The following is a 13,162-nucleotide window of genomic DNA, read 5'->3' on the forward strand; positions in this document are numbered from 1 at the left end:
CCTTCTGTTCTAGATTAGAGTTATCCGTATAAGCAGCAAGGTATGGCTCTCGTTCTGTTGCTTTTGATGCAACATTCAACTCTCTTTGCGATTGTTCAACCTTGGGCTCTTGTTTTTCAAGTTTTGAAAAACTTGTCTTTGCTCTATCCCAAAGGGATTCAATCTTCTCTTTTTGTTTTTGTAACCATTCTTTATTACAATCAACATAAGAAGCAATTTTTTCTCCTAAACCTTGAGAAACATCAATTCCTCTATTTTCTGTAAATTTGGCAATATAATCCCGATAATCAGGAGATTCAGAAAAATCGAGAGTGGTTGTTTTGACACCAGATCTAGAAAGAGCTGCTACCAATTTTTCATAGGTATTTGCACGATCTGATTGCTTGATAGCACCAACAAAAGAAGGATCACCACGCTCTATTAAATCAACATTAAAAATGTTTCTTTTAATTTCTTTATTATTAACAAAAATAGTTTCTTTGTTTTGACTAATAGATATCTTATCACCAAGCTCAATACGAGCCCCATCTATCGCAGAGGGAAGATTTACACCATAAACACGTTCAATTCCACAGAAAGTTGCTATATCCGCATAAGGTGTTTTGGTTTTGGCAGTTTCACTAAAAGAAGCATACCCAGCTTCTACAAATTCACCAGTGATTGTACCTTTAACCTGTTTGTGTTCGTGTAATCGAACGTTTTTAAAATCCTCTTCGGCTACATAAAGATGTGACTGATGCCTATGTCGAGACATTGCAACATAGGAGAGATGTTTATCCATAGATGAGGAGGCTAAAACAAAGACATTATCAACGGTAACTCCTTGACTCTTATGAACCGTAGCCGCATATCCATGATCAACGTTTTGATAAGTCTGATTGGAGAAAACAACTTCTTGACCAGAGTCAAGACGCACTTTTAAAAGCGGTTTTCCTCTTTCATTTTGTGTCGACAAAACAGTTCCCAACATACCATTTTTAACTTTTTGCTTTCCTAATTCTGTGGCATATCTTTCTTCAAATTGAGCATTTTCAAGAAAGATAATTCTGTCACCAACAACAAATTCCCTATGCCCCTTAAGAGTATCAAAATTTGTAACGCTTGCACTATCTTCAGATTTAAGTAAACGAGCATCTTTAAGAGCAGTTCGAATTTCTTCATTTAATTTTTTTACAGACGCATTCGTATGAGCAAGAACAAGTAATTCGTCACCCCGTAAAGTTTTTCCTTCTTCCAGAGCTTTTTTTTCAACTTTTCTTCGTGTATTCATCCAATCTTTAACAAGAGTATTTATGGCTTGATCACGCGTTTTAGTCTCACGAATGAATCCTCTATTTTTATAATGATCTAAAGCTTCCTTTACTTGTCCACGTGCAAACTGTCGTGATGCATCTTGCCCCCATTCTTCTTTTTGTCTCCTAATACCGGATAATTCTACATAACCAATATTATCAACTACAGCGCGAAATGCCGCTCCAGCCTCAATGGGTTGCAACTGCATATTATCACCAACTAAAACAATTTTTGCGCCTGCTTTTTCAACTTTTTGGACAAAATGCGAAAGTTGTTTTGAAGAAACCATTCCAGCTTCATCAATGACAAAAACATCACCAACCCGTAATTCATCTTTCTTATTTTTCCACGCTAATTCCCACGCAGCAAGAGTTTTACTTTTTATCTTTGAAGATTCTTCAAGACCTTCCGCAGCCTTACCCGCAAGAGCTGCTCCAAACACACGCTTCCCACTATTAACCCACGCAATATTTGCGGCTTCCAATAGAGTGGATTTTCCAGCACCTGCATAACCAACAACCGCAGCAATACCTTTATCATCTGTAATATGTTGAACGGCTAATTTTTGTTCTTCTGAAAATTTAAATCTATTACTTTTATCTTTATTCTCAACAGACTTTATTGCCTCTAAAACCTGTCTATCTTTTACACCGTGTCCTGTCGTTTGAGACAACGAAACAACACTCCGCTCCATATCATATTCGGTTTTTAATATTTCCTTTGTGGAGTAAATCACTTTATGAGGATTGGAATGATCTTTAATTTTAATCAGGTTGTTACTTTGTTCTAAGCGCACCATAATATCATTAAAGTCATTTGAATTATCAACATATCTATTAATGATCTTAGCAAGATCACCACGATTAAATGTCGACTTCTCAAATGAAATCAACTTCAATACTTCATTAGGGTTTTCTTTAATTTTCTCTACAGATCTCTGTTTTATTTTTTCATTGGCTTGTACCGCACTGCTAGCAAGTCCTTTTTTACCCATTGCATAAGCAGATTGCCCCAAATGAATGGTCGGTTCTATGGATAAACCACGCTCTTTGTAAGAACGCATATCTACTTTTATATCATGACCCGCAAGTGCAAGATGCCTCGTTGCAATCTCACCCCATGAGTTTCGTAAATCCTTCAATGCATCTTTATGACCTATGACGGTTTCATAAACTATACGCTCTTCTTTTCTTATAGCATTCCCTTGTCTATCACGAATAGTAACAAGAGATTTTTTTACTGTTCCATCTTCATTTAAGACAGCTATTTTTTTGGGACCAAAACCATTTTCTAAAACTGGACGTAAAGTATGCATAATATGCACATGTGGATTTCCTTCCTTGTCATGATAAACCCAATCAGAAACAAGACCACGTGATGAAAAATTTTCTTTTACAAAGTCTCGTACAAGAGAAATATTTTGATCTCGTGATAACTCTAATGGCAACGCTATAACTATTTCTCTTGCCAACTGTCCATTCACGCGCTCACTATTTTGCACAGTGTTCCACAGCCATTCACTTTTTTTATCATTTGTATCAAAATAACTGAGTTGTTGTGTAATCCATTTTGGAGAACCTTCTGGAATATTCATTTCTGAATGTACAAGGTCTCTATCTTTATCATATCTATGCGTATGAGATCCTTCTAACTCATCAAACATCCTTGTCCTATGGCGATAGGCAGCCGCCGAAATTGCTGATTTTCCAGCACCAATAATTTTAGCTTGTAAATGTGTACTTGCCATAAGATACAATTACCCAAAATTGTGTTTATTTCACAAAAATAATCTATAGCATAAAACGTTTTATTTTAAAACGTATAATTGCGCCTTCAAAAAATCTTTGAAAAAGACATTTTTCAGGAGCGCATAAATGCGCACTATTAAGTATTGTTATTGGAGATTTATTCTGTTAAGTAAAAATAAAGATTAACAAATAAAAGAGAATTTGAAATGTCACGTAAATCTTTAGAAAAACTTATGGAAGAGAAAAAAGCTCTTGAAGAAAAAAGTAAAAAACTTCTTGAAAGAATTAAAGCTGCTAAAAAACAAGAAGGAGAAAAAATTGCACTATTAGCAGCTGAAGCGGGATTAACAGAATTAAACATAACAAACGATCAATGGAAAAATATTTTCGAGGAGATTAAAGCCCGATTTCAAAAAGAACAGCAAAAAACTGAATAATCTTGGTAACTCTATAAAATCACTAAGACGCATTGAAAAAAGGAGGAGATTTTTGAGTGATGAAATAAGACGTAAAGATGCACGTGAAAAAATTATTCTAGGCGGTCTTGTCGTAAAGGCTGGTCTTAAAAATGCCGATAAGTCTTTCATTTTAGGATGTTTAATTCATGCGGCAAAACTTGATATAAATTCAAATGAATATAAAAAATTACAAAAAATAGGACAACATTCTTTTACTGATACGCGGGGTCAAAATGATAACCAATCTAAATCGTAAACAAATCATATTTTTAATATGCCCTTTTCTCTTTTCAATCATAATTCTTTTTCTTGTAAACATAACAATAAATAACATTACAGAAAATGGAACGACTCCCGATGCTTATTGGTTTGTTCGTTCAAAACCTCTTGATATTCTCGTCCTTATTGCACTTTCATGTTCTTCATTTATTCTATTACAAAAAAGACATATAAGAAAAAATATCACCATAGCATCATTAATCTCCTTTTGTCTTTTTGCTGCCTACTACAGTATAAATGAATATATAAGACTAAGTCCTTATGTAGGACAAAATAACATGACATGGGCTGATGTTTTTCCTTTCTTTGATAGGATGGTTTTGAGCGGTTCAATCATTGGTATTATTATCCTTGGTTTCACGATGAATCTATCGTTGCCAAAAAAATCGCCTTTGAAAAAATCAAAAAATACGATCTTCGGCGACTCTCAATGGATGAATATAAAACAACTTGAAATGATCTTTCCAAGTGATGGTGAAGTAGTTATAGGAGAGCGCTATAGAGTCGACGAAGATGTTGTTAAAGATGTCCAATTTAATCCCAAAGACAAAACAACATGGGGGAAAGGTGGTAGCCAGCCATTGTTAACATACAAACTTGATTTTGATTCAACTCATATGTTATTTTTTGCTGGTTCTGGTGGTTATAAAACAACCAGCAATGTTATTCCAACTTGTCTCAAATATTCCGGTCCACTGATCGTTTTTGATCCTTCAACTGAAATTGCTCCAATCGTTGGAGAAGCACGACATAAATTAAACGAAAATACCGTACATGTTCTTGCTCCTCATGGAACTTCAACAAAAACTTTTAATCCTTTAGATTGGTTATTAGATGAAAGCATTCCAGCCTATGAAAGAGAAGCGGGTTTAGTTGAAATTGCTAGACTCCTTCTTTCCGAAAACCATAAATCAACTTCAACCGATCAATTCTTTGTATCACACGCACATAATTTATTAACAGGACTACTTGCACATATCGTCTTTTCTGATGAGTACAAGTTAGAGGCAAAAAACTTAAAAACACTTCGTATGATTGTATCGGAACCAGAACCATCGGTTATTGGAAAATTGCAATCAATACAATCAAGTTCTTCATCGCAGTTCATTCGTGAAACTCTTGGGGTCTTTACCAATATGGCACCGCAAACTTTCTCTGGTGTTTATGCTACTGCTTCTAAGGATACCCAATGGCTTTCCCTTGATAATTATGCCAACCTTATAAGTGGTGACGACTTTAAAACAACTGATGTCGCAAAAGGAAATATCGATATCTTTTTGAATATTCCGTCCAAAATTCTAAAATCTTACCCTGGTGTGGGACGCATTCTTGTCGGTTCTCTTCTCAAAGCTATGGAAGCTGCAAATGGAAACTATGAAAAAAGAGTCCTCTTTGTTTTAGATGAGATTGATCTGTTAGGATATATGAACATCTTAGAAGAAGCTCGTGACCGTGGGCGTAAGTATGGAATATCTCTCATGCTCTTTTACCAATCTGTAGGACAAATTGAACGTCACTTTGGTTTATCAGGCGCTATGGCATGGTTTGAAAGTTGTGCTTTTGTAAGTTATGCCGCTATTAAAGATATTAAAACGGCTGAAAATATATCAAAGGCATGTGGTAAAATGACTGTTGAAGTGAAAGGATCAAGCAAATCTCTAGGAACATCAGGAGCAAAAGGGACTGAGAGTCTCAATTTCCAGCAGAGACCTTTAATTTATCCTCACGAAATTACCCAAGACATGCGAAAAGACGAACAGATCATTCTCATGCAAGGGCATCCCCCTATTCGTTGCGGACGTGCCATATATTTCAGAAGAAATGATTTAAGGGCTCTTGCTAACAAAAATAGATTTGCCCCTAAATAATAATATCTCCTAAATAGAACTCACTTCGTTCGTCCATAATCAATAATGAGAGGCTATCCGCCTCTCAAACTCTCTGGAACGCTCACCAAAATCATGACATCAGACCCGCGTTTAATGAGAGGACTAACAATCCTAGGTTATTGATGTCAAGGAAACCCTTACAGGGCGCCTAAAGGCGTCCTTGACAAAGAACCTAACGGCTTGTTTTGTCCTTCTCACGCGGCTCCGAAATCATGATTAGAAGAGAGAGCTTTTAGGGGTGCTTAAACAGTACCTTATAGTATGAAAAAAAACATTTGATTTTTTAACTACGTGGATAAAAAAATATACCAAATAGATTGTAAAATAGGGAAGATTTTGTTGTTTGTGTCGTACCTAAAAGGTAAAAATGGATTTGAAAAGGAATGGATTGCAATGCCTCAACATCCGATGGCTATAATAGCGAAAAGTAATTTAAACGGATATGATCTCAAGGTGTTTTTCATTCTAGCTTCTCGTCTTGATTTCGAAAATCTATTAGTTGTCAATCAAACGGAATTGGCTAAAAAAGTTGGTATTACCAGACATCACTTTAATCGAAGCATAAAAAGACTAATAGCTATGGATATTCTTTTGGAAGGTCCTCGTATTGGGATTAATAGATCCTACCGTCTCAACCCAAACTTTGGCTGGAAAGGTAGAGCTAAAAACCACAACATAGCTCTTAGAGAGAATTTAAAAAATCGCATAAAAGCAGCCTGTATTCAAGGTGTATATGAGAATAGCAAACCTTTAGAAATGGACATCAGTAATCAAATAGATCTCGAAGATTATCTTAGATGAAAAATAATTAGCTCCATTTATCCATAAAATAAGAGGCTACCACACCCTCATCAATTCAAAATCTGCTTTAGCCGGCATTTTTGATGTTTAAAATATACAGATACAGAAGAGAGAATAAAAAATTAATAAAAGCATAGTAGTTACGCTTCACAATGTTACCAATAATGGTAACATTGGTGGCTTAACTGAACAATTTCTTCTTGTATTTTATAACGATACACATTACAGTGAAGCATGATTTTGGGATTTAAACATAAAGGGCTTGAAGCCTTCTACACTACTGGTACTACAAAAGGAATTCAGTCTGCTCATACTCAAAAGTTAAAACGTATTCTAGGTGCTCTTGATGTAGCTATATCACCAAATGATTTAAACTATCCGTCCTTTCGATTGCATCCTCTAAAAGGTGATCTTAAGGGGTATTGGTCAATTACTGTAAATGGAAATTGGCGTGTAATATTCCGTTTTGTTGGTATAGATATCGAATTAGTTGATTATCTAGATTATCATTGAATAAGGAGAGATAAAAAATGATGAAAAACCCTCCACATCCTGGAGAACTCTTGCGTGAAGATGTAATCGTAGAGCTTGGTTTATCTGTTACCGAAACAGCTGAACGGCTTGGTATGTCTCGTGTAGCTTTTTCTAGGGTTTTAAATGGGAAAGCTGCTATTAGTCCCAATCTCGCTATTAGGCTTGAAATGGCTGGTGTGAGTACTGCACGTGCTTGGCTAGCTATGCAAACAAATTATGATTTAGCGCAAGCTTTAAAACAGAAACAACCTAAAATACATCCTCTTTGTACTAGCTCTTGTTAGTACCATTCTATCGTATTGGAGAGCTTGACGAACATTCTCTATTAAGCTTTTACTTGAAAAGCATAAGATCAGCACCGGGAGGGGCTAGCCGTAATAAGAGCGTATCGTATCCCCAATTAACAGCTAAACTTAGAAATATCAAAACTATATAACCAATGACCATTGCTGTTTGGTGTTCAAAAGGTGCAGAACCCGCTACATATCCAGTAAAAAAAATAAATAACACTAATAAACTTCCCCCTGCTATAAACTCTGTTAAAATAATAACCGGTTTACGAATAAGCAAAAGAAAAAGGAAAAGGAAAAAAAGGCAAATTTTCAATATCTTATGTAATATTTTATAAACGATAGAAAAAACTCTACGCATTATAGTTATTAAAATTGATTGTTTGGAATTTGGATTTTTCTCTTTTTTATTTAATTTATTAGTAGATAGAGTGTCCATTACCCCCTCCAATATTTTTATCTATAAAACGCTTTATGGCTATATGATACGTTTTATTTTATTCACGATTATTTATATACCTATATAGATAATTATTTCAATTTTATGATTTTTTAGTGCTTAAAAAGCAGGCGCCCCCCGCACCTGCTATTTTATTTACGCAACATCCTCATACTCATGACGATAATAATCATCTTCACTACCAAATCTTGGAATTGCCTCATCATGAATTTGATCATCTTCAGTTAAAGAGGCTGCGCTATGAATATAAGAATCCCCTGAGACAAGAGCACCACAAACCACAGCATCATCAAATACACGCGATTCATCACAAATATAAGCACCATCACTTATTTTTGCATTGCCACCAACATGAGCATTATCACAAATAACAGATTCATCAGAAATACGAGCATGCCCACTTACAGAGGCATTATCATAAATTTTTGCATTACCTTCAATTACAACAGCGTTTTGAATATGGGCGTTGCCATAAACCTCACAATAATCATTTATTGTCATGCCTTCAAAAATAGCATTACCATAAATTTGTGCATCGCCATAAACGTCTACAAAAAAGCTTTTCACTTTACCATTTTCATAAACCCGTGCATTTTGAAAGACGCGTGCTTTATCGTAAACCCAGCAATTTCCGTCATGAGAGAGGTTATCTTCCTTTTCAATATAACCTCCAAGATCCCCTTTTTTGACATCATCAAAATCTCTTAAGGCTCTAATTCGCTTTAAGAAATGACCATCGATATATTCACAATCATCAATAAATTCATATTTTTTGGAGATAGCGTTCATAATGAACTCCTTTAGGTTATAATGTTTTGAATTGACTCCTATAAAGGCGTCGGGCGCTCAAAACACAGCCTAAAGTCTGTTGTTATGCTTTCCCCGTAAGGGTATTATATGACATAACTACACCCGACAAAATCATTATACGTTTTTAAAACATAAAAGACAGTCAGTTTTTGAAAAGCAAAGAAAGATTGTTTCGTAATCTATTCGCTTTAGGATTAGTGTTTTGATCACTTAAGTATTTATATAGCAAAATACCCATTTATTGTCAACTGTTTTTTGGTGTTTTTTATAATATTTTCAAATATTTATCTCATAAAATAGCTTATAATTTTTATCTCTTTCTTTTGCAGTATATGCCCCTAAAAGCTCACCCTTTTAATCATGATTTCGGAGCCGCGTGAGATGGACTAAACAAGCCGTTAGGTTCTTTGTCAAGGACGCCGTTAGGCGCCATGTAATGGTTTCCTTGACACTAAGAACCAAGGATTGTTAGTCCTCTCATTAAACGCGGATCTGATGTCATGATTTTGGTGAGCGTTCCAGAGAGTTTGAGAGGCAGATAGCCTCTCATTAAAAAGTATAAAAGATCTAATAAAAAACTATTTTTATTGCTAAACTTCCAAGATTATTTTATGAGTAAGAGTTATTGGTTATCTACGCAATAATCAATAAGGGAGTAAAAGCCCTAAATTCTAGAATATAAATTAGTCCATTATATGGACTTCCCGGAATTCCGGGAGATTTTGTTATGTCCAAGTGCTTTAAGCACTAAAAGCAAAAAGCTGACTAGAATTCAGTACTTTTAACTCCCGGAATACCAATGCGAGGGCGCTCGCACCCGGTAGGGGGGAATTTAAAGTGCGAAACAAAACTCCACATTTTAATGACGTTTCTGTAGGGAAAAAAATTCGCTATAGAAGAAAGTACATGGGAATTTCTCAGACAGAATTAGGTAAAAAATTAGGAGTAAGCTTCCAACAAATCCAAAAATATGAAAACGGCTCAAATCGTGTAGGAGCTGGACGTTTGCAGGAAATCGCTAACATACTAGATGTTGATATCTCCTTTTTTTATACCGATATTTCAGAAAAAAGAAATATTTCGTACCCTTATAATGAAGGACTTCATAGTAAAGAAGAATACTCCCTTTTAAAAGGTTTTAGAAAACTTAATCCTAAAAAACAGAAAGCAGTTTTGTGTTTGTTTTCTGAATAAAATGAAAACTTTTAAAATTATAGCGTACAAACTAATCGCTCTGTTTATAAGCATTCATTAATATTTCTAGAAAATCACCATGGCGATATCGCTCTTGTTTAGCCATCAATTTAAAACGATTAATGATATTTACGCTAGCTTTGATATTTAATTGTATCTCAACTGACTGTTCACGACTTGGGAAAGTTGCTGCCTTATCTATCTCTTTGCGTTGTACAATGTTTAAAGAAGATTGAGTTTGTCGGGGTTTAAAATCATCAAGTTCTGAAAAATTTAATGGTTTTCTTTCTGTACTCATTCTTTAATTTCCTTTCTCTTTAACTTTTTTTAGCTTTGTAATGACTTCAGCAACAAATGCTTCGACATTGCCAATCGCAGTTTCTAAATTATTAACTTCCTTTGGATTGAGATTACGATGTGAACCTCCAGTTGCAAAGATTGCGGAAAAAGCATCACGTTCATTGATTTCTGTTTCAAAAACATCAAGTTCTGGGTTTTTTCTAAATTGAGATGATACAAAACGAGCAGTTCTGGATTTTGCAACAACTTTAGATTGCGTAAACAAAACAGAATAAGCGATAAGACGCCGTACAGCTTTCATATCTCTGTGAATTTCTTTTATAATTTCGATAGCTGCTATAGCGTCTTGCTGTTGTTCCTTCATAGGAACAATTACAAAATCAGATTGACTAATTGCATAACTAGTTAAGCGTGATGCTGTACCTTCTAGATCAACAATTACGAATGGATCTCGAGTAGATGCAATTTCTATTTCATCTAAAATAGTTTTTTCAGATTCATTAGTAACGACAGTAAGATTATCTGGTTTACCCGGCAATTCAGACCAAGTGGTAATAGGATGGCGAGGATCAGCATCTATAATTGTAACTGGTTTAGCATGTGCAAGTTCACAAGCAAGGAGCAAAGCAGCTGTTGTTTTTCCACTCCCCCCCTTGGAATTAGCAAAGGATATGACAGGCATTTAGTTACTTTCTAAATAGAATATAGTATTGTATAGTATTATACCATAAGGTATAATAAAGTATTAAAATATACCCTTTATAAGGAGAAAAAATGACCACTAAATCCGTTCAAAATCATAACGATAAAGTTTTTAAAAACGTTAGCAAATTTTTTGAAACTTTTAATCAAAAAATAGATTGTTTTAACAAACCCGATACAATACAGCGTGATGGATTTACAAAAGTTAAAACAAAAAGAGGAGATATCATAAAAAGTACAGTTCCAGAAGCTGCACTACAATTAGCTCTAATGATAGACAATGGTACAAAATTTTGGAAAGAGGATATAGGAAAAAAATAATTTTTCTATGAGAAGTTTGTCAGTTAAGTTTACTATACCCTATGATATTATATAATAAGGTATAGTACTATACTAAAAGATACCTTTATGTTCTTGGCATGGTAATGATAGGCTTTATTTTCGTAAGCTTGATGTTTTTACGTTCAATAAATAAACGTAAGGTGTTCACACTAACTCCTAATGTCTTAGCAATACGGCTCTGTGATAAACCAACATTTATAAATGCTTGAATTTCATCAATGTGATTGTCCAGCTTTAATTGCGTAGCTTTACTTCCTTTTGGCCGGCCAAGTTTTATTCCTCGTTGACGAGCAACATTTAAGGCTTCTTTTGTGCGTGTTTGAATTAAATGCCGTTCAATTTGCGATACCATACCCAATACGTTTGCAATGATATCGCTTTGTAAACTTCCGTCCATGATAAGGTTTTGTTTCGTTATATGCACAATTAAACCACGTTCACTGGCTGCTTTGAGAATTTCTAAAACAGCAAGAGAAGAACCAGCTATACGAGAAAACTCCGGTGTGAGTAAAACATCACTACATTCAGCTTTTTCAATTAAAGCACCAAGTTTACGCTTACGCCAATCTTTTCCTCTACTTGCAATTTCTTCTTCAATATGGAGTGGAGCAAAGCCATGTTTGTTAGCATATTCTAACAAGCCAAATTTTTGATTTTCTGTATCTTGTCCATCACGAGAAACACGTAAATAAGCATAAAATTTTGGCATTTTCAGTAAAAAGGTTATTTTAGATTAAAAATGATATATTATTGCATATAAAAAATAGGAATTAAATATACAATTTTCGTTCATGTAAAATGATCGTTTTTTCTGATAGGATAATTAAAATAATCAATGATAAAATAGGAAATTTGATTGATCAGATTTAATCATTAAATTAATATTTCAAGACAAATTACAGAAAGGAATTTCCTATGGAAAAGAAATTACCCAAAAGTTATATGACTGATGCTGAACGTGAGAAATTACGAGTAGGCGGTTTAGATCAAGATGGTATTTATACTGCCGAGTCAGAAGCTGCAGATCATGCCGGTGATGGCAACGCAGCATGGGAATGGTTGGCAATGACTGAGCCTCCAGCACATACACTTTTGTTTCTTAGATCTGAACATGGAGCACAATTTATTCGTGATATGGGATTTTCTACAAAAAAAGCTGATGAGAAATATGGTCCAGATTGGTTAGACAAAGGGGTTATGATAGGAGGCGATTATTTCTGAAGAAGACGACAAGATAGAAAAGATTTTTTTCCGTGAAAATAACTATGTAGAAAGTCGTGCTCAAACATTAGCGACTAAGAAGCTATATAGTGTGTGGAATAAATTGTATGATCATGTTTGTGATGTTGGACGTAGCAATAACTTATCATTACTTATTAGTACAGAACGCAAAATTGTAAAAAATGATTTGTTTAGATATGCCAATAGTAAGTCTATGGTAGGGAGCCTCAGAACAGCTTTAGCGGAAATAGATGTTATTAAAGATCATGTAATGATTGTTTCTGATCCTAAGCAATATGACATAATCAATAGGGGATATAATCTACCAAAGCTTCGTAAAAATGGATTGCCTTATGATGCAGCTAGACGAGCAATAGCATCACATTATACACGGTTGAAAAATCTCGATAAAGGGCGTTTAACAGATATTGAAAAGTCTATCCTTGATATGCGGATGAATAATATGAAGGTAATGCGCAAAATTTACGAAAATATGCAAGCTAAAGCTATAAATCTTGATGCAAATAATCACTATCGTAGAAAAACGTGAGATCTCCTCTTTTTTCTTGTTGTAATTGACCTACTAATTTTGCGTGTAAATAAACATCAAGTGTACGGGTCATAATTTTTCATTTTCAATCTGAATATCAAGACCAAGCATTAAAAGCACATGTATGGTTTTTCCAACATGACAAGACTCTTTGCCTCTTTCTAAATCACGGATAAAACGCACACCAACCCCTGATGTAGCTGCTAACTGTTCTTGTGTTAATCCTTGTTTTTTACGTGTATTTCTAACAATAAAACCCAATATTTTCATTCTGCTTTCAATCATAATCAT

At 34.6% G+C, this 13,162-nt stretch carries 18 protein-coding genes; 10 read left to right on the forward strand and 8 right to left on the reverse strand.

Going from position 1 to position 13,162, the window contains the following annotated elements:
- Positions 1 to 3,040, reverse strand: a 3,040-nt coding sequence (traA, locus tag PVV57_RS07740; RefSeq protein ID WP_273783758.1) for a Ti-type conjugative transfer relaxase TraA, incomplete at its 3' end; no start/stop codon positions are given.
- Between the two features lie 234 nt (positions 3,041 to 3,274).
- On the opposite strand from traA, the gene PVV57_RS07745 reads away from it, so the two are divergent.
- From PVV57_RS07745 to PVV57_RS07770, 6 genes are all read left to right on the forward strand, one after another.
- Positions 3,275 to 3,478: a TraC family protein gene (locus PVV57_RS07745; RefSeq protein WP_273783759.1), complete on the forward strand. Its 204-nt coding sequence runs from the start codon at positions 3,275 to 3,277 to the stop codon at positions 3,476 to 3,478.
- A gap of 52 nt (positions 3,479 to 3,530) precedes the next feature.
- Positions 3,531 to 3,755 carry a conjugal transfer protein TraD gene (locus PVV57_RS07750; RefSeq protein ID WP_273783761.1) on the forward strand — a complete coding sequence of 75 codons (225 nt, stop codon included), beginning with the start codon at positions 3,531 to 3,533 and terminating at the stop codon, positions 3,753 to 3,755.
- Complete coding sequence (gene traG, locus PVV57_RS07755; RefSeq protein ID WP_273783763.1) at positions 3,733 to 5,646, forward strand: Ti-type conjugative transfer system protein TraG; 1,914 nt, start codon at positions 3,733 to 3,735, stop codon at positions 5,644 to 5,646. Before PVV57_RS07750 ends, traG begins: the two co-directional genes overlap by 23 nt.
- 366 nt (positions 5,647 to 6,012) lie before the next feature.
- Positions 6,013 to 6,468, forward strand: a complete 456-nt coding sequence (locus tag PVV57_RS07760) for a replication protein RepA (RefSeq protein WP_273783806.1) — start codon at positions 6,013 to 6,015, stop codon at positions 6,466 to 6,468.
- 234 nt (positions 6,469 to 6,702) lie between these two features.
- Entirely contained in the window at positions 6,703 to 6,981 is a 279-nt protein-coding gene (locus PVV57_RS07765) for a type II toxin-antitoxin system RelE/ParE family toxin (protein WP_273783765.1), read from the forward strand.
- Between the two features lie 17 nt (positions 6,982 to 6,998).
- Entirely contained in the window at positions 6,999 to 7,286 is a 288-nt protein-coding gene (locus PVV57_RS07770; protein WP_005864567.1) for a HigA family addiction module antitoxin, read from the forward strand.
- 49 nt (positions 7,287 to 7,335) lie between these two features.
- On the opposite strand, the gene PVV57_RS07775 is transcribed toward PVV57_RS07770, so the two are convergent.
- Entirely contained in the window at positions 7,336 to 7,731 is a 396-nt protein-coding gene (locus PVV57_RS07775; protein WP_273783767.1) for a hypothetical protein, read from the reverse strand.
- Between the two features lie 156 nt (positions 7,732 to 7,887).
- Positions 7,888 to 8,541, reverse strand: coding sequence for a hypothetical protein (locus PVV57_RS07780; RefSeq protein ID WP_273783770.1), 654 nt, complete (start codon positions 8,539 to 8,541; stop codon positions 7,888 to 7,890).
- Between the two features lie 858 nt (positions 8,542 to 9,399).
- Between PVV57_RS07780 and PVV57_RS07785 the strand changes: the two genes are divergently transcribed.
- Entirely contained in the window at positions 9,400 to 9,756 is a 357-nt protein-coding gene (locus tag PVV57_RS07785) for a helix-turn-helix transcriptional regulator (protein ID WP_273783772.1), read from the forward strand.
- 31 nt (positions 9,757 to 9,787) lie between these two features.
- On the opposite strand, the gene PVV57_RS07790 is transcribed toward PVV57_RS07785, so the two are convergent.
- Positions 9,788 to 10,054, reverse strand: a complete 267-nt coding sequence (locus tag PVV57_RS07790) for a hypothetical protein (RefSeq protein ID WP_273783773.1) — start codon at positions 10,052 to 10,054, stop codon at positions 9,788 to 9,790.
- A gap of 3 nt (positions 10,055 to 10,057) precedes the next feature.
- Positions 10,058 to 10,738: a ParA family protein gene (locus tag PVV57_RS07795; protein ID WP_273783775.1), complete on the reverse strand. Its 681-nt coding sequence runs from the start codon at positions 10,736 to 10,738 to the stop codon at positions 10,058 to 10,060.
- Between the two features lie 92 nt (positions 10,739 to 10,830).
- Between PVV57_RS07795 and PVV57_RS07800 the strand changes: the two genes are divergently transcribed.
- Positions 10,831 to 11,079: a hypothetical protein gene (locus PVV57_RS07800; RefSeq protein WP_273783777.1), complete on the forward strand. Its 249-nt coding sequence runs from the start codon at positions 10,831 to 10,833 to the stop codon at positions 11,077 to 11,079.
- An 85-nt stretch (positions 11,080 to 11,164) separates the two neighbouring features.
- Here PVV57_RS07800 and PVV57_RS07805 read toward each other — a convergent pair whose 3' ends face one another.
- Positions 11,165 to 11,809, reverse strand: coding sequence for a recombinase family protein (locus PVV57_RS07805; protein WP_273783778.1), 645 nt, complete (start codon positions 11,807 to 11,809; stop codon positions 11,165 to 11,167).
- A gap of 206 nt (positions 11,810 to 12,015) precedes the next feature.
- On the opposite strand from PVV57_RS07805, the gene PVV57_RS07810 reads away from it, so the two are divergent.
- Entirely contained in the window at positions 12,016 to 12,321 is a 306-nt protein-coding gene (locus PVV57_RS07810; RefSeq protein WP_273783780.1) for a hypothetical protein, read from the forward strand.
- 91 nt (positions 12,322 to 12,412) lie between these two features.
- Complete coding sequence (locus PVV57_RS07815) at positions 12,413 to 12,871, forward strand: hypothetical protein (protein ID WP_273783782.1); 459 nt, start codon at positions 12,413 to 12,415, stop codon at positions 12,869 to 12,871.
- Here PVV57_RS07815 and PVV57_RS10540 read toward each other — a convergent pair.
- Positions 12,828 to 12,944, reverse strand: a complete 117-nt coding sequence (locus PVV57_RS10540; RefSeq protein WP_404977248.1) for a HipA N-terminal domain-containing protein — start codon at positions 12,942 to 12,944, stop codon at positions 12,828 to 12,830. The two genes, PVV57_RS07815 and PVV57_RS10540, sit on opposite strands and share 44 nt — an antisense overlap.
- Positions 12,941 to 13,156 carry a type II toxin-antitoxin system Y4mF family antitoxin gene (locus tag PVV57_RS07820; protein WP_273783783.1) on the reverse strand — a complete coding sequence of 72 codons (216 nt, stop codon included), beginning with the start codon at positions 13,154 to 13,156 and terminating at the stop codon, positions 12,941 to 12,943. Before PVV57_RS07820 ends, PVV57_RS10540 begins: the two co-directional genes overlap by 4 nt.
- Between the last annotated feature and the right edge of the window lie 6 nt (positions 13,157 to 13,162).

The organism is Bartonella sp. AU15XJBT (genome assembly GCF_028618615.1).
Lineage (GTDB): Bacteria > Pseudomonadota > Alphaproteobacteria > Rhizobiales > Rhizobiaceae > Bartonella.